General features: G+C 72.1%; 21 protein-coding genes and 1 pseudogene. 16 read left to right on the top strand and 6 right to left on the bottom strand.

Annotated elements, in window-relative coordinates; translation table 11 throughout:
* Positions 1-7 precede the first annotated feature (7 nt).
* Complete coding sequence (locus tag AB0383_RS36785; protein ID WP_364178978.1) at positions 8-565, bottom strand: TetR/AcrR family transcriptional regulator; 558 nt, start codon at positions 563-565, stop codon at positions 8-10.
* A 50-nt stretch (positions 566-615) separates the two neighbouring features.
* On the opposite strand from AB0383_RS36785, the gene AB0383_RS36780 reads away from it, so the two are divergent.
* The 3 genes from AB0383_RS36780 (at position 616) to AB0383_RS36770 (ending at position 1895) form a co-directional block, all read left to right on the top strand.
* Positions 616-1050: an SRPBCC family protein gene (locus AB0383_RS36780; RefSeq protein ID WP_366189742.1), complete on the top strand. Its 435-nt coding sequence runs from the start codon at positions 616-618 to the stop codon at positions 1048-1050.
* Between the two features lie 120 nt (positions 1051-1170).
* On the top strand, positions 1171-1542 hold the full coding sequence (locus AB0383_RS36775) for a helix-turn-helix domain-containing protein (RefSeq protein ID WP_364178974.1): 372 nt from the start codon (positions 1171-1173) through the stop codon (positions 1540-1542).
* Positions 1543-1562: 20 nt separating this feature from the next.
* Positions 1563-1895: a hypothetical protein gene (locus AB0383_RS36770; RefSeq protein ID WP_364178972.1), complete on the top strand. Its 333-nt coding sequence runs from the start codon at positions 1563-1565 to the stop codon at positions 1893-1895.
* Between the two features lie 3 nt (positions 1896-1898).
* On the opposite strand, the gene AB0383_RS36765 is transcribed toward AB0383_RS36770, so the two are convergent.
* Entirely contained in the window at positions 1899-2549 is a 651-nt protein-coding gene (locus tag AB0383_RS36765) for a response regulator transcription factor (RefSeq protein ID WP_364178971.1), read from the bottom strand.
* Entirely contained in the window at positions 2546-3757 is a 1212-nt protein-coding gene (locus AB0383_RS36760; protein ID WP_366189741.1) for a histidine kinase, read from the bottom strand. Before AB0383_RS36760 ends, AB0383_RS36765 begins: the two co-directional genes overlap by 4 nt.
* Positions 3758-3914: 157 nt before the next feature.
* Here AB0383_RS36760 and AB0383_RS36755 point away from each other — a divergent pair, with 157 nt between their 5' ends.
* The 5 genes and pseudogenes from AB0383_RS36755 to AB0383_RS36735 all read left to right on the top strand — a co-directional run bounded on the left by AB0383_RS36755 (position 3915) and on the right by AB0383_RS36735 (position 9339).
* Positions 3915-5381 (top strand): glycosyltransferase family 39 protein, encoded by a 1467-nt coding sequence (locus tag AB0383_RS36755; protein WP_366189740.1) that lies wholly within the window; start codon positions 3915-3917, stop codon positions 5379-5381.
* Positions 5378-5992 (top strand): GPP34 family phosphoprotein, encoded by a 615-nt coding sequence (locus tag AB0383_RS36750; RefSeq protein ID WP_364178965.1) that lies wholly within the window; start codon positions 5378-5380, stop codon positions 5990-5992. Before AB0383_RS36755 ends, AB0383_RS36750 begins: the two co-directional genes overlap by 4 nt.
* A gap of 344 nt (positions 5993-6336) precedes the next feature.
* Positions 6337-7110 (top strand): isocitrate lyase/phosphoenolpyruvate mutase family protein, encoded by a 774-nt coding sequence (locus AB0383_RS36745; protein ID WP_364178963.1) that lies wholly within the window; start codon positions 6337-6339, stop codon positions 7108-7110.
* Between the two features lie 482 nt (positions 7111-7592).
* A pseudogene (locus AB0383_RS36740) lies at positions 7593-8606 on the top strand (aminotransferase class V-fold PLP-dependent enzyme).
* Between the two features lie 88 nt (positions 8607-8694).
* Positions 8695-9339 (top strand): hypothetical protein, encoded by a 645-nt coding sequence (locus AB0383_RS36735; protein ID WP_364179278.1) that lies wholly within the window; start codon positions 8695-8697, stop codon positions 9337-9339.
* Between the two features lie 71 nt (positions 9340-9410).
* Here AB0383_RS36735 and AB0383_RS36730 read toward each other — a convergent pair whose 3' ends face one another.
* Positions 9411-10328: a ferritin-like domain-containing protein gene (locus AB0383_RS36730; RefSeq protein ID WP_364179277.1), complete on the bottom strand. Its 918-nt coding sequence runs from the start codon at positions 10326-10328 to the stop codon at positions 9411-9413.
* Between the two features lie 134 nt (positions 10329-10462).
* Between AB0383_RS36730 and rimP the strand changes: the two genes are divergently transcribed.
* The 6 genes from rimP (at position 10463) to rbfA (ending at position 16545) form a co-directional block, all read left to right on the top strand.
* Positions 10463-11011 carry a ribosome maturation factor RimP gene (gene rimP, locus AB0383_RS36725; protein ID WP_364178962.1) on the top strand — a complete coding sequence of 183 codons (549 nt, stop codon included), beginning with the start codon at positions 10463-10465 and terminating at the stop codon, positions 11009-11011.
* A complete protein-coding gene (gene nusA / locus AB0383_RS36720) occupies positions 11008-12054 on the top strand; it encodes a transcription termination factor NusA (protein WP_364178960.1) in 1047 nt (348 codons plus the stop codon). The genes rimP and nusA overlap by 4 nt, the downstream gene beginning before the upstream one ends.
* 143 nt (positions 12055-12197) lie before the next feature.
* Complete coding sequence (locus AB0383_RS36715; RefSeq protein ID WP_364178959.1) at positions 12198-12419, top strand: YlxR family protein; 222 nt, start codon at positions 12198-12200, stop codon at positions 12417-12419.
* 121 nt (positions 12420-12540) lie between these two features.
* Positions 12541-15582 (top strand): translation initiation factor IF-2, encoded by a 3042-nt coding sequence (gene infB, locus AB0383_RS36710; RefSeq protein WP_364178957.1) that lies wholly within the window; start codon positions 12541-12543, stop codon positions 15580-15582.
* A gap of 148 nt (positions 15583-15730) precedes the next feature.
* Positions 15731-16024 carry a DUF503 domain-containing protein gene (locus AB0383_RS36705; RefSeq protein WP_364178956.1) on the top strand — a complete coding sequence of 98 codons (294 nt, stop codon included), beginning with the start codon at positions 15731-15733 and terminating at the stop codon, positions 16022-16024.
* A 32-nt stretch (positions 16025-16056) separates the two neighbouring features.
* Positions 16057-16545 carry a 30S ribosome-binding factor RbfA gene (gene rbfA / locus AB0383_RS36700; protein WP_366189739.1) on the top strand — a complete coding sequence of 163 codons (489 nt, stop codon included), beginning with the start codon at positions 16057-16059 and terminating at the stop codon, positions 16543-16545.
* A gap of 180 nt (positions 16546-16725) precedes the next feature.
* On the opposite strand, the gene AB0383_RS36695 is transcribed toward rbfA, so the two are convergent.
* Positions 16726-17217: a MarR family transcriptional regulator gene (locus tag AB0383_RS36695; RefSeq protein ID WP_364178952.1), complete on the bottom strand. Its 492-nt coding sequence runs from the start codon at positions 17215-17217 to the stop codon at positions 16726-16728.
* 70 nt (positions 17218-17287) lie between these two features.
* Here AB0383_RS36695 and AB0383_RS36690 point away from each other — a divergent pair, with 70 nt between their 5' ends.
* Complete coding sequence (locus AB0383_RS36690) at positions 17288-18259, top strand: amidohydrolase family protein (RefSeq protein ID WP_364178951.1); 972 nt, start codon at positions 17288-17290, stop codon at positions 18257-18259.
* Between the two features lie 14 nt (positions 18260-18273).
* Here the strand turns inward: AB0383_RS36690 and AB0383_RS36685 are convergent, their stop codons facing one another.
* Complete coding sequence (locus tag AB0383_RS36685; protein WP_366189738.1) at positions 18274-19317, bottom strand: SAM-dependent methyltransferase; 1044 nt, start codon at positions 19315-19317, stop codon at positions 18274-18276.
* Positions 19318-19342: 25 nt separating this feature from the next.
* Here AB0383_RS36685 and AB0383_RS36680 point away from each other — a divergent pair, with 25 nt between their 5' ends.
* Entirely contained in the window at positions 19343-20368 is a 1026-nt protein-coding gene (locus AB0383_RS36680) for a bifunctional oligoribonuclease/PAP phosphatase NrnA (protein ID WP_364178947.1), read from the top strand.
* The last annotated feature ends 61 nt before the right edge of the window (positions 20369-20429 follow it).

Genomic DNA, 20429 nt, shown 5'->3' with positions numbered 1-20429 from the left:
TCAAGGGTCAGGTCTGCAAGAAACCGGCGTTCTGCAGGTTCAGGAAGCGTTCCATCGCCGCGTCGACGGCTTCGCGGTCACCCGTGGTGACGAGGTCGAGCAGCAGCCCGCGCGCCACGGCGAGGCCGAGCCGGGCCTGCGCCGCGCGGTGCTGCTCGGGCACGCCGAGCCGTTCGAGCAGCGCTTCGACGGGCGCGAGCCAGCCGTCGATCACGCCGTCGAGGAACTCCGCCGTGCCGGGCGCGCCGCCGAGGGCTTGGCCGTAGAGCTGGAAGAAGAGCTTTTCGTTGTGGCGCAGCGCTTCGTCGGTGAGCCGGCGCCAGAACACGCGCGCCAGCTCGTCCGGCGGCAGGCTCGGGTCGAGGTCGGCGAGCACGGCGCGCTGCCGGCGTTCCACCTCGCGCGCGACCTGCGTGAGCAGGCCTTCCTTCGAGCCGAAGTGGTAGATGAGCATCCGGTGGCTCGTGCCGAGCGCCGTCGCGAGCGCGCGGAGGCTCTGCTCTGCCCCGTTCCGCGCGATGTGCTCGACGGCCGCGTCGAGGAGCTTCGCCCTTGCCTCCGCCATGTACCAGATGGTACATGTACCACGTGGTACATGCTCTTTGAGGAGGCCTGATGCAACGAATCTCGGTCCGGGCCCGCACGCCCGCCGATCCGGCGACGGTCTACGCGCTGCTGCGCGACGGCGAGAGCTGGCCGCGCTGGTCGCCGCTGGGCTCGTTCGAACTGGCCCGTGCGGGTTCGTCGGAACGCGAGGGGCTGGGTGCGCTGCGCGTGTTCCGCACCGGCCGCACGCGCTCCTGCGAGGAGGTGATCGAACTGGTCCCCGACCGCCGGTTCGGCTACGCCTTGCGCAGCGGCCTGCCCCTTCGCGACTATCGCGCCTACGTCGACCTGACCCCGGTCGACGGCGGCACGGAGATCCACTGGCACTCGTCGTTCACGGGCAAGGTGCCGGGGACGGGGTGGTTCTACCGGCTGGTGCTGGCGCGGTTCATCGGCCGCGTGGTGGCGGGTTTGGTGGCGGAGACGTCTCGGGTCGCTCGGTAGGTTTCCGGCCCTCGGGTTCGGGCAGCGCTGCGCTGGGGGTGCGGCGGTGCCCTCGGGTTGAGGTGCGGTGGTGCCCAGGAGTGTTACTCTCTTTGAGAGAGTGATTCGAGGAGGCCTGTGGTGCTGGGAAACCCTTACGACCGCGACTGCCCGACCCGCCAGCTCCTCGACCGCATCGGCGACCAGTGGACCGTCCTCATCGTCGGCTCCCTCCGCGACGGCCCGCTGCGCTTCACCCAGATCGGCAAACGCGTCGAGGGCATCTCCCAGAAAGTCCTGACGCAAACCCTCCGCAGCCTCGTCCGCGACGGCATCCTCACGCGCACGGCCTACCCCGTCATCCCACCCCGCGTGGAATACGAACTCACCCCGCTGGGCCGCGACCTGTCCGAGCCCCTCGACATGCTCGACCGCTGGGCCCGCCACCACATGACCCAGGTGACCGCCGCCCGCGAGGCGTTCGACGCGGAACACACGCCGGCTTCGGCTTGAGGTAGCGCGAATGAGGGCCGATGGCTGACGAAGGTGGCTGCGGCGAGGTGGAGCGCGTCGAGGGAAAGCTCTCCAACTACGTGAAGGCCGACGCCGGCAAGGATGCGGCGACTATGGCGCCGAGAGTGAGTGCTCCCGCGACAACGTGGTTGCCGCGATGCCACACCTGGCTGTGGGTGATGAGGATGATCCTGAACTCATTGGAATCGCTGCAGTTGATCACGAACCTCACCGAGAACTCCTTCCTCTCTCAGAGAGGTGGCGCTCACTACGCGCTGACCGACCTCGGAACGGCGCTGCTCGCCAAGTTGCGCAACGAGGACGAGACTCTGCAGTCGACCGCCCTGGCCTGAACCTCAGCGACTCACCAACCCGGCCTCATGTGCCAGCAACCCCGCCTGCGTCCGGTTCGCGCATTCCAGCTTCACCAGCATCCGCGACACATAGCTCTTCACCGTGGCCTCCGCGAGGTGCAGGCGGGCGGCGATGTCCGCATTGGACAGTCCCTCGCCGAGGCAGGTGAGGACGTCGCGTTCGCGGTCGGTGAGGGCGCCGGCGCGGCGGAGGGCCGAGGCGGTGCGGGCGTGGCCGTCGGCCGACAGTGCGACGAGGCGGCGGGCCGCGGAGGGGGACAGGACGGTGTGGCCGTCGGCGGCGACGCGGACGAGGCCGATGAGGTCTTCGGGCGGTGTGGACTTCACGAGGAAACCCGCGGCGCCCGCGCGCAGCGCCCGGATGACGTAGGTGTCGGCGTCGAAGGTGGTCAGCGCGACGACCGCGGGTGGGTCCGGCAGTTGCACGATGCGGGCGATGGCGGTGAGACCGTCGACGCCCGGCATGCGCAGGTCCATGAGCACGACGTCGGGGCGGTGCCGGACGACGGCCTCGACCGCTTCGGCGCCGTCGGAGGCCGAAGCGACCACCGCGAGGTCCTCGGCCGACCCCAGGATCGTGCGCAGGTGCGCGCAGACCATCGGCTCGTCGTCGGCCACGACCACCGTGATCACCGGGGAGCACCTTCCGTCGTCGGGACGTAGGCGGGAAGTATCGCACCGACGCGGAATCCGCCGCCCGGCCCGGGGCCGGACTCGAGCTGCCCGCCGACGAGCTCGACGCGTTGCCGGAGCCCGCTCAGCCCGGAGCCCGAGCCGCTGCCGGCGAGCGTCGGGTCGGGCGGCAGGCACCCGCGGGTGTTCGTGACGCACACGTCGAGACCACCCGAGTGGTACCGCAGCGACACGGCGGCCGACGAACCCGGCGCGTGCTTGCGGACGTTCGTCAGCGCTTCCTGCACCACGCGGTACGCCGTGCGCGCCACCGTCGGCGACACCTGGTCCGGGTCCCCGCGCACCGAAAGCTCCGTGGCCACGCCGACGGCCACCGACTCGGCCACCAGGTCCGCCGGCGAAGCGACCGGGGCCGGCGAAGCGGCGGGGGGTTCGATGCTCGAACCGTCGCGCAGCACGCCCACCAGATCACGCAGCTCGTCGAGCGCGTGCGCGCCCTCACGGCGGATGTCCTCGGCCGCGGAGCGCACGGACGGGTCCGTCGACACCACGCCGAGCGCGCCCGCGTGCAGCACCATCAGGCTCAGCCGGTGGGTCACCACGTCGTGCATCTCGCCCGCGAGCCGCCGCCGTTCCTCGGCGCGGGCCCGCTCCGCGAGCAGGTGCTGCTCGCGTTCGGCGCGCTCGGCCCGGTCCCGCAGTGAACGCAGCAGCTGCCGGCGCGCCTCGAAGTACAGCGCCACCGCCACGGGCAACGCGGTGCTCAGCAGCCCGAACGGCGTTGTGTTCCAGGCGGGGTCCCACGGCCGCGTCGCCAGCACCGCCAGCACGCCGCCGATCCACAGCAACCGCCGCCGGTCCATCACGCGCGGGAGCTGGCTCAGCACCACCGGCGTCACCGTGGGCACGGTCATCAGGCTCGGCTGGTCGGCGGGCACCAGCAGCCCGGGCCAGAACAGGTCCGACGCCAGCATCGCCAGCGACGCCACCACGAGCATCCCGGCCACCGCGTCGGGGAAGCGGAACACCGCCAGCAGCGAAAGGTCGCACGCGAGGCGCAGCGCCAGCCCGGCGTACGGCCCGAAGGCCCCGCTCGTCGGTCCGGCCCAGTGCAACGCGAAGTCGAGCCCGGCGAACAGGACCGCCGCCGCCAGCAGCCAGCCCATTTCGGCCGGCCGGGGCCAGGTTCCACGCCGCACTTCGCTCACCCCCGTCACGGTAACGGCTGGTCCGGACCGCCGCGGGGGAATCGCACCGGCCGGGACAGGACCCGCAACGAAAGTTGCGCGCGGGACAACGTTCGTCGTCCGCACCGGCTACCGATCACCGTTTCGCCGGCCCCGGCCGGCGCGGTGGACTCGGATCATGACGAGCCTCATGACGAGCCGCGAGACCAGCAGGGGGGAGATCGCCCCGTTCGCCCGGCTGCCGGTGCTCACCGTGGCCGCGCTGGCGGCGGCGCTGCTCGGGCTCACGAGCGTCCGCTACGCGCACGGGTTCGACGAGCTCTATTTCCTGGTGGCTGGTCGAGATCATCCGGCCTGGGGGTATTTCGACCAGCCACCGCTCGTCCCGCTGCTCGCGGGCACGCTCGACCGCCTGTTCCCCGGTTCGTTGCTCGCGTTCCGGCTGCCGATGGCGCTCGCGGTCGGCGCCGGCGTGGTGGTCACCGCGCTGATCGCCCGCGAACTGGGCGGCCGCCGCCCGGCGCAGCTGATGGCGGGCGGGCTGTCCGCCACGTCCAACCTGGCCGTCCTCAGCCACTGGGTCTCCACCTATGCGCTGGACCCGTTCCTGTGGACGGTCGTCGGCTTCCTGCTGGTCCGCTGGACCCGCACGCGCCGCGACGGCCCGCTCGTGTGGGCGGGCGCGGTCACGGCGGTGTCGCTGGAGGTCAAGTTCCTCATCCCCGCGCTGTGGGCCGCCGTGCTGGTGTCCGCGGCGGTCGTCGGCCCACGTCGTCTGCTGAGCCACCCGAAACTGTGGCTGGGCGCGCTGATCGCGGTGGTCGCCACGATCCCCGCGCTCGGCTGGCAGGCCACGCACGACTGGCCGTACGCGCACATGGCCGACGTCGTCGCCGCCGAGTTCCCCGGCTACTTCGCCTTCGCGCGCGACGGGCTGCTCGGCGCGGGCATGGGCGTCGGCGTGCTGGCCCTGCTCTACGGGGTGTGGCGCCTGTTCCGCTCGCCCGAGCTGCGGCCGTACCGCTACCTTGCCTTGGCGTTGCTGCTGGTCACCGTCGTGGTGGTGCTGATTCACGGCCGTTCGTACTACCTGATGAGCCTCTACGCGCTGCCGTTCGCGGCCGCGGCCACGGAGCTGAGCCGGCGCGACCTGGTGCGCTGGTGGCGGATCCCGGTGGGGATCGCGTTCGGGCTGTCGGCCGCCGTCACCGTCGCCGCGCTGCCGGTGTGGCCGGCGTCGGTCACGGCGACGTCGTTCGGGCCGTTTTCGCTCGGCACGGTGTTCGCGGACGGCGAGACGGCGCAGAAGCAGGTCGCCGACGTCGTCGGGCAGACGTACTCGTCGTTGCCCCCCGGGGTGAAGGCCCAGACGGCGGTGTACGCGGAGATCTACCCGTTCGCCGCGGCAGTCGAGTACTACGGCCCGCGGTACGGGATCACCGACGTCTACAGTGGACACCGCGGTTACTGGTACTTCGACCGGCCACCGGACCAGGCGCGGGACGCGCTTTTCACCGGCTTCGACCCGACGCTGCTGAAGCCTTACTTCGCGTCGGCGACCGAGGTCGTGCCAGGACTTGTTTGGCTCTACACCGGAAGGACGCAGTCGTGGGACCAGATCTGGCCGTCGGTGAAGCGGCAATGACCCCCTCGCTGGCTACCCAGGCCTACCTGCTCGCGTGCGACCCGGACCAGGGTCGCATCCGCAGACGCGGCCACGCCGCACTGCTCGTGCGTGCTTCCGCTGTCACAGACCTCCTGCTGCGCGGCCACCTGACGGTCACCGGCGGCCGCGTCTCGGCTGCCGGCCACGGCCCCACCGGCGACCTGTTGCTCGACGACCTGCTCACCGACCTCGCCGACGAGGGCCCGACCCGCTGGCGACGCCTGCTACGCCGCAACTCGGCCGACACCCTCCGCTCCCTGGAGCTGCAGCTGGCCGCCGCGGGACTCCTGCGGTCACACGTCACGCCGGTGCTGCGCCGGAAGGTTTTCCGCCTCGACGATCGGGTGCGGGCCGATGAGGTCCGCGCCACTGTGGACCGAGCGCTGCGCGCGCCCTTGTCCGAAGTGGACACCCGCGCCGCCGCGCTGACCGCCCTCGCCGCGGCGGCCCAGGTGGGATTCACCCGCCGCTCGTCCCGCCCCCATGCCGCGCGCCTCGCTCAGCTGGACGACGCCGCGGGCCCGGCGGTGCCGGCGCTGCGCAGACTGCTGCGCACTCGCCGGGTGGCGATCATGGCGGGCGGGAGCTGAGTGCGTGCGGTTGGGCGGTGACTCGATTGCGGTGAGTGGCGGGTGAGGGTTGGCCGGCGACCGAAACCGATGGGTGGCGGTTGAGCGCGGAGCACGGTGGCGGCCGAACCTGGCGGGGCAGTGCTTGAGCGGATGTGGCTGGGCGGCGAGCGATTGTGGAGGGTGGCGGTCGCGCGCTCAGCCGGTGGCGGCCGAACCTGGGGAACGGCAGTTGAGCGGAGTGCTGTTGGGCGACGGCCGATTCGGGCGAATGAGCGCTCGGCTCAGCGGCCTCGGTATCGCAGGCGGCACCTGAGCGGATTGCTTCGGCGGCCGCCGAAGCGTCGCGCGCGTAGGTTGCGGGCATGACTTCGTTCGCCGCTCTGCACGTGCCCGGGAAACCGTTGCTGCTGCCCAATGTGTGGGAGTTCGGCTTCGCGGCCGCGCTCGCCGCGGCGGGGCACCCGGCGGTCGGCACGACGAGCCTCGGCGTGTCGGCCGCCGCGGGCCTGGCCGACGGGGCCCCGGCGTCCCGCGCGGCGACAGTGGCGCTGACCCGCGCGCTGGCTCCGCTGGACGTGCTGGTGAGCGTCGACGTCGCCGACGGCTTCAGCGCGGACCCGGCCGAGGTCGCCGACCTGGTCGCGGAGCTCGCCGAAGCGGGCGCCGTGGGCGTGAACCTCGAAGACGGCCGCGCGGACGGCACCCTCGCGCCGGTGGAGGTGCAGAGCGCTTTGATCGCGGCCGTGCGTTCGGCTTCGCCCGTTTTCCTGAACGCGCGCACGGACACCCACTGGCTCGGCTCGGGCCCGGTTTCCGCCGCGATCGCGCGGGCCCGCGCCTACCGCGACGCGGGCGCCGACGGGGTGTTCGTCCCGGGCCTCGCCGACCCGGGCGAGGTCGCGGAGGTGGTGGCGGCAGTGGACGTGCCGCTCAACGTCCTGTTCCTGCCGGGCCGCGTCACGTTGGCCGGCCTCGCCGAGCTGGGGGTGGCGAGGGTGAGCCTGGGCTCGACGCCGTACCGCGTCGCGCTGGCCGCCGCCCTGGCGACCGTGGACGCCGCCCGCGACGGGACTTCCCTGCCACTGCCTCCGCCGTCCTACGCGGAGGTAGCGGATTTGCTGCCACCGGCCCTGTAGTGAGGGGGATGCGGGCTTCGCGGTAGAACGGCGCCGCTTCCTCGTTCGTTCGCCGACGTGGCGGGCTGCCCGCACGGCCACGGCCCGGCGGGCGCGCGCCTTGGGGCGCGGGCGTTGTCGTTTCCGTCGTCCACGCGGAGGTGGCGGGGTTGCTGCCGCCGGGTCTGTAGTGAGCGGATGCGCGCTTCCGCCCTCCCGTGCCGACGTGGCGGGCTGCCCGGACGGCCACAGCTCGGCGGGGGCTGGAGACATGCGCCTCAAGGCGCAGCCGGTGCGGCCTTACGCCGACGCGGCCGAATTGCCGCCACCGGTTTCAGAAGCACTTGGGGGAGGGGCGGTACAGGACGAGCCCTTCCAGGCCGACGTTTCGAGGAGCCCGCACGGCCGTCAGCGGAGCTGGAGCCATGCGCGCCTCGCACGCGGCGGCCTTCCGTACGCGGAAGTGGCCGGGTTGCTGCCACCGGTTCAGTAGCGTCGAAGGCATGCGCGCCTTCGGAGCCGAGTTCGCCGTTCCCGCCGGGTACCTGAACACGCCGAGCATCGGGATCCCGCCGGAGCGGTCGCGGACGCCGTGGCGGCGGCCGTGCAGCGCTGGCGGGTCGGGGCGGACCTGCCGGGAGGGTTCGACGAGGCCGTGGCGCGCTCACGCAACGCCTTCGCGCGGCTGACCGGCGTGCCGACCGACCGCGTGGCCGTCGGCGCGTCGGTGTCCCAGCTGGTCGCCAACGTCGCGGGAGGCCTGCCCGAGGGCGCGCGCGTCCTGGTGGCGGCCGGGGACTTCACGAGTGTCACGTTCCCGTTCGCCGCGCGGCCCGACCTCAAAGTGACCGAGCGGCCGCCGGCACAGCTGGCCGGGCACGTCGAGGGCCACGGACCTCGTGGCGGTCAGCCTGGTGCAGTCCGCCGACGGCACCGTCCTGGACACCGAGACCCTGCGCACCGCAGCGGAGAGTGCCGGCGCGGCCGTGCTGCTCGACGTCACGCAGGCCGCCGGCTGGCTGCCGCTCGACGTCGCGTGGGCCGACTGGGTGGTGTGCGCGGGCTACAAGTGGCTGTTCTCGCCGCGCGGGTGCGCCTGGCTGGCCGTGCACCCGCGCGCCCACGAGCGCACCCGACCCGTCGCCGCCGGGTGGTACGCGGGTGACGACCCCTGGACCACCGTCTACGGCCTGCCCCTGCACCTGGCCCGCGACGCCCGCGCCTTCGACCTCTCCCCGGTCTGGCTCGCCCACACCGGCGCGGCGCCGGCGCTGGAGTACGTCGCCGGCCTCGACCTCACCGCCGTCCGCGACCACAACGTCGGCCTCGCGGACTCCCTGCTCGCCCCCCTGGACCTCCCGCCCCGCGGCACCGCCATCGTGTCGCTGGACGCGGACCCCGACCGGCTCGCCGCGGCGGGCCTCGTCGTGAGCAAACGCGCCGGTCGGGTCCGCGTCGGATTCCACCTCTACAACACCCCTGACGACGTCGAACGCCTTCTCACCGCATTCGGCTGAAGGCGCTCAGCGCGGTGAACTACCGTATGTGCCCGTGGTCGGTCCCCAATTCACCCCCGGTCCCTCGGACACGGCGCCGCTCGCTGCGGTGCCCGCGCAGCCGGGGTCGCCGCCCGGCCTCGGCCCCGGCTCCGGCCAAGGCCCAACCCCGCCGCAGCGGCCGCAGGACACCAAGGCGCTGCTGCTGCGCGGTGCGGGCCTGGTCGCGATCGCCGTCGTGGCCGGGCTGGTCTGGTTCCTCATCCGGCACGACAGCACGCCCGAGCCGGTGGCGCAGGCGCCGGTGAAGACGAACCCCTTCGACTACAAGCTGGTGGAAGGCCCGAACAAGTCCACCGACTGCGCGGCGAAGGCCTACGACGACACCAAGAAGTTCTTCCAGACCAACCCGTGCTCCTCGCTCGCGCGCGGGCTTTTCACGGTCGAGTACGGCGACGCGAAGGCGCTCGTCTCCGTCGTCAAGGTGAGCATGCCGACCGCGGCGCAGGCGGCGCAGCTCAAGGCGCTCACCGATCAGGACGGCACCGGCAACGTGAGCGACCTGATGCGCGACGGCACGTACAAGGCCGCGGGCGCGCCCAAGGTGAGTGGCGACCAGGCGGAGTACGAGTCCCGGGTCACGGGCACCGACGTCACCATCGTCCTGGCCGACTTCTACGCCAAGCACCGTGACGACGTGCTGCTCAAGCGCATCGCCACCAGCGCGCTGGACCTCGGCCCCGACCTGCGCTGACCCCTACGACGCGAAAAGGGCCGTTCCCGAAGACACCGGGAACGGCCCTTTTTTTCACCGCCGGACCCAGCTCAAGCCGGCTGACCCGGCATCGCCAGTGCGGTCGGCTTCTCGTCCGCCTCCTGGCGCCACGGCGTGCCTCGCCGGGCCGCCGCGATCAACGCCTGCAAAGCCATCTTCCGCAGCCCCGCGTCGTCCGTGTGGGTCACGACGCCGAGCCACGCGGCCGCCGAGTCCTCCTCGGCGCTCGCCACCAGGGCGGCGGCCGAGGCGGTGTCCTTGACCGGCTTCGGCGGCACGTACGCCGCTTCCGGGGCCACCGGCGTGCCGCCCGCGGCCTCGATCATCTGGGTGACGACGTCGCGGCGCGCGGTGTGCTCGGCGCGCCCGGCCTTCAGGGCGTCGCCGAACTCGCCCGGCAGGAAGGCCGTGACCAGCCCGTACACCCACAGCGCGGCGTGCTCCGAGGCCAGCGCCTTCTGCAGGGGGTCGACGGCGTCGGACGCGGCGGTGGCGGCGGGCGCGACCACGGCCTGGGCGTCTTCGCCGGGCCCGAGTGTCGAGGCGAGGCGCTGCAGGCTCGCGCAGCCCGCCGCGACGCCCGCGACCAGGCCGGCGCGGTAGGCCGGGAGCGAGGGCACGAGGTCCTCGGCCTGCTTGCGGGCCGTCGCCAAGCGCTCTTTGAACGCGCCCAGGTCGGCGGGCGCGGGCGGGGGCGCCGTGGTCGGCTTGGGCCGGTTCAGCCGGTCCACCTCGGGTTTCAGGGCAGCGGCCTGGGCGGCGCGCGCGTCGGCGACCTGCCCGGCGACCCCGCCTCCGAGGGCTCTGGCCGCAGCGGCGTCCGCGTCGGCGGCGGACAGCAGCGGGGCGAGCGGGTCGGGGCTCTCGTCGTATCCCCCGGAACAGGCCACCAGCGGGAGGGCCAAAGCGGCGACGGCGCCCAGGCGCAGAACGCCGCGCCGGGAAAGGTCGGTCGGTCTTGCGGTCACGTCGGCCCATCCTGCCAGGCCCGGCACCGGCACCGCCGCTCGCGCGTCCTCCTGGGGGCGCAGGATAAGCTGGTCCACCACCGACCACTGTCGTGACCAGCCCGCGTCACCTCGGCCGAACAGGAGTGCTCCACGTGCCCAACGAACTCGCCAGCCGGCTTCAGCCGATAGTGGCCGAAGCCGTCACCGTCGCGGGTTTCGACCTCGACTCGTTCGAGGTGCAGCAGGCCGGCCGCAAGCAGCTGGTCAAGGTCGTCGTCGACTCCGACGACGGGGTCGGGCTGGACGAGATCGCCGAGATCAGCCGCAAGGTGTCGGCGGCGCTCGACGAGAACGAGCACGTGCTCGCGAGCGCCTACACCCTCGAGGTCACCTCGCCGGGGCTGGACCGGCCGCTCGCGCAGCCGCGCCACTGGCGACGCGCGAAGTTCCGCCTGGTCCGCATCACGCCCGCCGACGGCGCGGAGTTCGTCGCGCGGGTGGGCCACGCCGGCGAGGAGCGCGTGACCGTGCTCTTCGAGGGCCGGCTGAAAGACGTGCACTACAAGTCGGTGGCGAAGGCCGTGGTGGAGATCGAGTTCAAGCAACCACCCGTCGACGAGCTCAAACTGTTGGAAGAGGACGCGTCCGGCAAGAGCAGCACCCCTGCCGGCCAGACGGAAGCGAAGGAGGAGCCGAAGTGAACGTGGACATCGCCGCGCTGCGGGCGATCGAACGGGACAAGGACATCCCCTTCGACACGGTGATCGAGGCCATCGAGACGGCCCTGCTCACCGCCTACAAGCACACCGAGGGGCACCAGTCCCACGCGCGTATCGACATCGACAAGAAGACCGGCCTCGTCCGCGTCCTCGCGCACACCCTCACCCCCGAGGGCGAGGTCGACGAGGAGTGGGACGACACGCCGGAGGGCTTCGGCCGGATCGCCGCGACGACCGCCCGCCAGGTCATCCTGCAGCGGCTGCGCGACGCCGAGCACGAGAAGACCTTCGGCGAGTTCTCCGCCAAGGAGGGCGAGATCGTGGCCGGTGTGGTGCAGCGCGACGCGCGCGCCAACGCCCGCGGCATGGTCGTGGTCCAGGTCGGTGACACCGAGGGGATCCTGCCCTCGGGCGAGCAGGTCGCGGGGGAGTCCTACGAGCACGGCACGCGCATCAAGGCGTTCGTGGTCGGGGTCTCCCGCAGCAACCGCGGGCCGCAGATCATGCTCTCGCGCACGCACCCGAACCTGGTGCGCAAGCTCTTCGCGCTCGAGGTGCCCGAGATCGCCGACGGCACCGTCGAGATCGCCGCCGTGGCGCGCGAATCGGGGCACCGCACCAAGATCGCGGTGCGCTCCACCGTGCCCGGGGTGAACGCCAAGGGCGCCTGCATCGGCCCGATGGGCGCGCGCGTGCGCAACGTGATGAGCGAGCTGGCCGGCGAGAAGATCGACATCATCGACTACTCGGAGGATCCGGCCCGCTTCGTGGGGAATGCATTGTCCCCGGCGAAGGTTGTTTCGGTACGTGTCGTGGACGAGCGGGCGAAGACGGCCCGCGTCGTCGTGCCCGATTTCCAGCTCTCCCTCGCCATCGGCAAGGAGGGCCAGAACGCGCGGCTCGCGGCCCGGCTCACGGGCTGGCGCATCGACATCCGCAGCGACGCCGCACCCGCCGACCCGGCGGGTGATCAAGACCACGCCGGACAGGCGCGGCCCGCCGCGACAACCGGTTCGGCTGAGTGAAGGTCGAAGCGCTAGACTCATCACTGGTTCAGGGTCCGCCGCGGGGATGTGGCGACACGACCGACCTCCAGCGCCACCGGCACTTCCCGGTACGCACGTGTGTCGGTTGCCGGCAGCGGGTCCTGATCGGTGAGCTGCTGCGAGTGATCGCGGTGGCCGGGCGGCTGGTCGTCGACGAACGTCGGCGGCTGCCGGGGCGGGGCGCGTGGCTGCATCCCGCACCGGATTGTCTGGCCAAGGCCGAGCGGAAGCGGGCGTTCCCCCGGGCACTTCGGGCCCAGGGCACGCTCGACGCCGCGGGGCTGCGTGAGCACGCGGCGTTCACCATGGAGATGGGCTCCGGGACCCACCCGGAACCGCAGTGAATCAAGGAAGCAGGTCGACCCGTCATGAGTCAGCCGTGAAGCCGACGCCATGAACGCGCGACGATAAGGACGAGGTCAGCGGGTCTCTTCACCGCCTGGCCTCCCCTAGATGAGGAGAGCTGTGCCAGGCAAGGCCCGTGTTCACGAGCTCGCGAAAGAGCTCGGCATCACCAGCAAGGAAGTTCTCGCCAAGCTCAAGGAGCAGGGCGAGTTCGTCAAGTCCGCGTCATCCACGGTCGAGGCGCCCGTCGCCCGCCGTCTGCGTGACGCGTACCCCGCCAAGGGCGGGAAGAAGTCCGGCCCGACGCCCGGCCCGCGGCCCATGCCGCCCGCCCCCGGCTCGGGCAACTCGAACGCTGCCGCGCCCGCTCCGCAGGCCCCCCGGCCCGCGGCCGCGCCCGCTCCGCAGCAGACCCAGCAGCAGGCGCCGGCGGCCAAGGCCGCTCCGTCCGCCGCTCCGCAGCAGTCCGGCCCGCGTCCGGCCACCCCGGGCAGCCGCCCGGGTCCGGGCCCGCGTCCCGGCCCGCGCCCGGCCACGCCCGCTCCGGCCCAGCCGCAGCAGGAACCGCAGCCCCAGGTGCAGGCCCCCGCGGCCAAGGCCGAGCCGTCCGGTGGCAGCACCGCGGCGCCGAAGCCCGCTCCGAAGCAGGACGCTGCGTCCGGCTCGGTCGTGCCGCCGAAGCCGCAGGGCCCCAAGCCCGGCGGTCCCAAGCCCGGCCCGCGCACCCCGCGCGTCGGCAACAACCCGTTCGGCGTCGGTTCCGGCGCCCCGGCCCCGCGTCCGCCGGCCCAGCGCCCCGGTCCGGGTCAGGGCGGCGACAACCGTCCGCCGCGTCCCGGCGGTGCCGGTGGCGGCGGTGACCGGCCCGCGCCGCGTCCCGGCGGTGGCGCCGGTGGCAACCGGCCGAGCCCGGGCAACATGCCCCCGCGGCCGAACCCCGGCATGATGCCGGGCCGCACCCCGCGTCCGGCCGGTCCGGGCGGTGGCGCCCGTGGCGGTCCCGGTGGCGGTGCCCGTGGCGGTCCCGGTGGCGGCGGCGGTCGTCCCGGTGGCGGCGGCGGTGGCGGCGGCTTCCGTCCCGGTGGTGGCGGCGGTGGCGGTGGCTTCCGCGGCGGTCCCGGTGGCGGTGGCGGCGGTGGCGGCTTCCGTCCCGGTGGCGGCACCGGTGCTCCTGCCGGCGGTGGCGGTGGCTTCCGCGGTGGCGGCGGCGGTCGTGGCGGCCCCGGTGGCCGTGGCGGTACCGCGGGTGCCTTCGGGCGTCCCGGTGGTCCCTCGCGCAAGGGTCGCAAGTCGAAGCGGCAGAAGCGCCAGGAGTACATGGACAACATGCAGGCGCCCAGCGTCGGCGGCGTCCGCCTGCCCAAGGGCCAGGGCGAGACGATCCGGCTGCCGCGTGGTGCCTCGCTGACCGACTTCGCCGAGAAGATCGACGCCAACCCGGCTTCGCTGGTGCAGGTGCTCTTCCACCTCGGCGAGATGGTCACGGCCACGCAGTCCGTGTCCGACGACATCCTCGAGCTGCTCGGCGGCGAGATGAATTACGTCGTCCAGGTCGTGTCCCCCGAGGAGGAGGACCGCGAGCTGCTGGAGACCTTCGACATCACCTACGGTGAGGACGAGGGTGGCGAGGAGGACCTGCAGGTCCGGCCGCCGGTCGTGACGATCATGGGTCACGTCGACCACGGTAAGACCCGCCTGCTGGACACGATCCGGAAGACGAAGGTGCGCGAGAGTGAAGCCGGTGGCATCACCCAGCACATCGGCGCCTACCAGATCGAGACCGAGCTCGAGGGCACGCCGCGGCTGATCACCTTCATCGACACCCCGGGTCACGAGGCGTTCACCGCCATGCGTGCTCGTGGTGCGAACTCGACGGACATCGCGGTGATCGTGGTGGCCGCCGACGACGGGGTCATGCCGCAGACGGTCGAGGCGATCAACCACGCACAGGCCGCCAAGGCTCCGATCGTGGTCGCGGTCAACAAGATCGACAAGGAAGGCGCCAACCCGCAGAAGATCCGCCAGCAGCTCACCGAGTACAACCTCGTGGCCGAGGAGTACGGCGGCGATACGATGTTCGTGGACATCTCCGCGCGGGAGAACATCAACATCGATGGTCTCCTCGAGGCGATCCTGCTGACGGCCGACGCCGCTCTGGACCTCCGGGCCAACCCGGACATGGAGGCCCAGGGTGTCGCGATCGAGGCGCACCTCGACCGCGGCCGCGGCCCGGTGGCCACGGTGCTGGTGCAGCGAGGCACGCTGCGCGTCGGCGACTCCGTCGTCGCGGGCGACGCCTACGGCCGCGTCCGCCGCATGGTGGACGAGCACAACGTGGACGTCACCGAGGCGCTGCCCTCGCGTCCCGTCCAGGTCATCGGGTTCACCTCGGTGCCGGGCGCGGGCGACACCTTCCTGGTGGTCGACGAGGATCGCGTCGCCCGGCAGATCGCCGAGCGCCGCTCCGCTCGCACCCGCAACGCGCTCAACGCGTCGCGCCGCAAGCGGGTCAGCCTCGAGGACCTCGACTCCGCCTTGAAAGAGACGAGCAGCCTCAACCTGATCATCAAGGGTGACAACTCGGGTACCGTCGAAGCGCTCGAGGCGGCACTGCTGCAGCTGGACGTCGGCGACGACGTCGAGCTGAACGTGGTGCACCGCGGTGTCGGTGGCGTGACCGAGTCGGACATCGACCTGGCGACCGCGTCCGACGCGATCGTGCTCGGGTTCAACGTCCGGGCCCAGGGCAAGGCGACCGAGCGGGCCACCCGCGAAGGCGTCGACGTCCGGTACTACACGGTCATCTACCAGGCGATCGACGAGATCGAGCAGGCCCTCAAGGGCATGCTCAAGCCGGAGTTCGAAGAGGTGGAGCTCGGTCGCGCCGAGGTCCGAGACGTCTTCAAGTCCTCCAAGATCGGCACGATCGCGGGTTGCCTGGTCATGTCCGGGGAGATCCGGCGCAACGCCAAGGCACGCCTGCTCCGCGACGGCACCGTCATTGCCGAGAACCTGCCGATCAGCTCGCTGCGGCGGTTCAAGGACGACGTGGTCGAGGTTCGTGAAGGGTACGAATGCGGTCTGACGCTGGGTTCGTACAGTGACATCAAGGTCGACGACGTGATCGAGACCTACGAACAGCGGGAGAAGCCCCGTGCGTGACGGCTAGCTGGGAGAGGGGCGGGCTCGCAGGCTGCGCTCGCCCCTCTCCCGCCGTCACGGTGTTTCTTGGGGGTCGAACCCCCAAACCCCCGCCAGGGGGCAAGCCCCCTGGCCCCCCGGGGTCGTTGCGTTTCTTTTGAAGGAGCCTATGTACGTCGGAGCTCTCGAGCTCGACATCCTGCTCGACGACATTCACTCGTTGAAGCAGAAGCGATCCGTGATCAAGCCGGTCGTGGCGGAGGTGCGCAAGCGCTTCGCCGTCTCGGTGTCCGAAGCCGGTCACCTCGACCTGCACCGGCGAGCCCTGATCGGGGTGGCCGTGGTCGCCGCGGGTGCCGAACACGTCCGGGACGTGCTCGACTCGTGCGAGCGGTTCGTGGCCTCGCGACCGGAGTTCGTCCTGCTGTCGGCGCACCGCCGGCTGCTGGGTCCGGACGACTAGACCGGAGAACATTTCAGAAGGAGACACCTCCCATGGCCGATCCTGCTCGGGCTCGCAAGCTCGCCAAGCGGATCTCGCAGATCGTGGCGTCGGCGATCGAGCACGACGTCAAAGACCCGCGGCTCGGTGCCGTGACCATCACGGACACCAAGATCACCGCGGACCTGCACGACGCCACGGTGTACTACACGGTGCTCGGCGAAAGCCTCGACTCGGAGCCGGACTTCGCCGGCGCCGCGGCGGCTCTCGAGTCCGCGCGTGGTGTGCTGCGCACCAAAGTCGGGCAGGGCACCGGAGTCCGCTACACCCCGACCCTCGCGTTCGTGGCCGACAGCATCCCCGACGACGCGCGCCGCATCGAGGAACTGCTCGCCAAGGCCCGCGAGGCCGACGCCGAGGTGGCCCGCCAGGCCACCGGCGCCCAGCACGCCGGCGAAGCCGACCCGTACAAGGCGCCGCGCGAAGACGACGAAGACCTCGCCGACACCGACATCGAAGCCGAAGAGGAGACCCGAGGCTGAACCGCTCCGGAGGATCCCCGACGTCCCACGACGCGGCGCGCTGTTCGGTGGCGCCGCGCCGTTCGTCGCCACCTCCTCCGGGCGCTCCGCCCCGCTGGGTACGCCGCCCGCGGCTACCCCGCCCACCAGGCCGCCGGCCCTGAACGCACGACGTTCAGGGCCGGCGGTTTTTTTATCCGGTCAGTCCGCCGGCCGGGTGGCGGTCACGGCGTCGGTCAGCGCTTTCAGTAGTTCCAGCGCCTGTGGTCGCAGGTCGTCAGGCAGCAGGTCCCACGCCGCGCGCTGGTTGTCGCGCAGGCGGGTACGGGCGCGGTCCCAGTGGGCGCGGCCGCGGTCGGTGAGGTCGACGACGACACGGCGGTCGTCGTGGGCGTGCGGGGTGCGGCGGACGAGGCCGGCGGACTCCAAGGCCTTCACTGAGCGCGTGACGGTGGGCTGGGCGAGCTTCGCCTCCTGCGCGAGCTCGCCGATGGTCATGGCGCCGAGCCGGGCCAGGGGAGTCACGAGCTGGGCCTGCGAGTCGCTGAGGGCGGAGGCGGCCGCGGCCTGCGCGTCGAGGCGGGCGCGGTTGGTGCGCATGGCCGAGTAGAGCGCGTTGCAGGCGTCGGCGAAGCGGTCGACGGCGGTGTCGGCGGGCTCGAGGGACCCGGAGGGCTCGGAGGGCTCGGTCACCCGGAAAGATTAGATCACCGGAGTTCATAGCATGCTATGTTCAGACCACGGAACCGAGAGGAGACGCAGCATGGTCCGCAAGATCGCCCTCGAGGAACACTTCGGCACCGGCGACCCCGACATCGTCGAGCAGTCGCGCGAGCACTTCACCGAGCAGACGTGGCCGCCGCACCGCCGCCAGTTGCTGGACGTCCAGGACGAACGTCTGAAGCTGATGGACGCGGCCGGCATCGAGATCGTCGTGCTTTCCCTGCTGGCGCCCGGAATTCAGGGGCTGCCCGACCGTGCGCAGGCCGTGGACTGGGCGCGCCGCACCAACGACGTGGCCGCGCGGCACGTGCAGCTGAGGCCGGATCGCTTCGCCGCGTTCGCCGCGCTTCCGTTGCAGGACCCCGAAGAAGCCGTCGTCGAGCTGCGCCGCGCGGTGACCGAGCTGGGGTTCAAGGGCGCGCTGGTGAACGGGTTCTCCGAAGTGGACGGTGACCGGATCGCCTACCTCGACGAGGCGCGGTACCGGCCGTTCTGGGCGGCCGTCGAAGACCTGGGCGTGCCCGTGTACCTGCACCCGCGCGACCCGCTGCCGCGTGACAGCCGGATGCTCGAAGGTCACCCGTGGCTCTATGGCTCGGCGTGGGGCTTCTCGATCGAGACCGGCACGCACGCGTTGCGGCTCATGGCCAGTGGCCTGTTCGACGAACATCCGGGCGTGCAGGTGATCCTCGGGCACCTGGGCGAGCTGCTGCCGTTCAACATCTGGCGCTCCGACCACCGGCTCGAGGTCAAGCCTGCGGGCATCCCGGCGCGCAAACCTTTGCGCGAGTACTTGCGCGAGAACTTCCACGTCACCACGAGCGGCAACTTCTCGACGCCCGAGCTGGTGTTCACGATCAACGAGGTCGGGGCCGACCGCGTACTGTTCTCAGCCGACTACCCGTTCGAGTCGATGGGCGGGGCCGCCGCGTGGTTCGACGCACTGGACCTCGACCGCGAGGTGCACGAGAAAATCGCGGAAGGAAACGCGCGCAAGCTCCTCGGGCTCTGACCACAGAGGACGCCTCAGGCCGGTTTCGCCGCCACCACGAGATCCCGCTCGATCGCCTGGTCCACGCGGTGGGCGAACTCCTCGTACGGCCCGCCCTCGCGCACCTGGAGGCCGGCCCGCGAAAGCACCGCGACGAGCTCCTCGCGCGGGAGTACGTTGAGGTTCCAGGAGATCCCGAGCGCCCCGCCCGGGCGGAGCACGCGGGTCCACACAGGAACGGCCGCCGCCAGCAGGTCGCGTGGACTGCGCGCGAGGCTCGCGTCCTGCGTGCGGTGGCTGCCGTGCTGCACGCCGTACGGGGCGTCGGTCACGATCACGTCCACGGAGTTCGCGCGCAGCAGCTCGTCGGTGGTGAGGGTGTCGGCGTTGAAGTAGGTGAGCCGGCGCGTCTGGCCGCCCTTGTAGTCGTCCTTGTCGAACGCGTACTCGACGTCGAGGCGGCGCCCGAGGCGGACCTTGTTGCGCCGCAGCTGCCCGGAGTCGGCGGTGTGCTTCACCCGCTTGGTGCGCAGCCAGGTCTTGAGGAACTGCTCGTAGGCCTCGAAGTCCTTGCCGTCCACGTCGAGACCGGTGGCGTCGAAGCCGTACATCACGGCCTGGTTGAGCGTGGTGCCGCGCCCGCACAGCGGGTCGAGCAGCGTCCGCGGGCGCTCGAGCCACCCGGTCGGGTCAGCGGTGGCGAGCAACGTGACGTTGAGCAGCAGCTTCGTGAACTGCTCATTGGTCTTGCCCGCGTACTTCTGGATCGTCAGCAGGTCCGAGTCCGTCTTCGCCAGCGGCCGCACCAGGAGAGGGCGCAGCACGCCGTCGCCCAGCTCGAACAGGGCGTAGAGCGAGGACAGGTTGGACAGCAGCGCGACGTCCGGTTCGGTCAGCGGCTCCGGCGTCGCGAACTTGACGTAGCCCACGCCGCCGAACTCCACCTCCTCGGCTTCCGACAGCTCGGCGGAAAGCCCGGCCGCGCCGAACACCGCCAGCTCGGCCCGCAGCAGCGCGGGCGACGAGGCGGCGTAGACCCGGTTGGCGGACGGGTGAACGAGAATCGCGTACTCAGGCATCCCGCAGAGCGTAGCGTGACGCACTGTGACAGCTACTTTGGCGCAGGACATCGAAGCCGCCGCCGCCCTGCTCGCCGGGGCCACCGACGTGACGCTGCTGGGCCACGTGCGCCCGGATGCCGACGCGCTCGGCAGCGCACTGGCCCTCGGCCACGTGCTGCACCAGCGCGGCGCCCGCGTGCGCGTGTCCTTCGGCGAGCCCGACGACGCCCCCGAGACCCTGACCTGGCTCGACGTCGACGGGCTGCTCACCAAGCCCGACGATCTGCCCGTGTCGGAGCAGCTGCTGGTCGCGCTCGACACGCCGGTGCCGGCGCGGCTGGGGCGGCTCGCCGGGCGCGTCGACGCGGTCCACGCCGCCGGTGGTGCGGTGCTGGTGGTGGACCACCACGCCACCAACGCGTTCTACGGCACGCACCACGTGGTCGACGAGGCCACCGAGGCGACCGCGGTGCTCGTCGCGCAGATCATCGAGGCCATGAACGTCGAGCTGGACGAGCCGGCCGCCCGCTGCCTGTACGCGGGGATCGTCACGGACACCAGCGGTTTCCGCCGCGCCCGCCCCGAAACGCACCGGATCGCCGCGCGCCTGCTGGAGGCCGGCGTCGACCCGACGGAGGTGGCGCGGCGGATCGTGGACGACCACCCGTTCGCGTGGCTGCCGATGCTCTCGGCAGTGCTGTCCGAAGCGGAGCTGGAGCCGGAAGCCGCGCAGGGCTTCGGGTTCGTGCACGCGGTGGTGCGCTCGGCCGTGGCGGCGAGTGTGCGGCCGGAAGAGGTCGAGTCGGTGATCGACGTGGTCCGCGCGACGCGGGAAGCCGGCGTCGCGGGCGTGCTGAAGGAGTTCGCGCCCGCCGAGCGGGGTTCTGTGTGGACGGTCTCGCTGCGGTCCGCGGGCCGCGTCGACGTGTCGGCGGTGGCCTCGGAGTTCGGCGGCGGCGGGCACCGGATGGCCGCGGGCTGCACGATGGAGGGCACGTCGGACGACGTGCTGGCGCGGCTGCGGGGCGCGCTCGGCCGGGCGCCGCTGCTGGGGAACCGGAGTGCCTGAACCCGTCCGGTTCGACGACGAGTTCCTGGCCGATCCGGTGTGCGCGTATGCCCGGCTGCGC

Origin of the sequence: Amycolatopsis sp. NPDC051373, assembly GCF_040689465.1 — a bacterium.
Taxonomy (GTDB): Bacteria; Actinomycetota; Actinomycetes; order Mycobacteriales; family Pseudonocardiaceae; genus Amycolatopsis.
The sequence above is the reverse complement of the archived record's forward strand: the minus strand, read 5'-3'. Positions and strand labels throughout refer to the sequence as shown.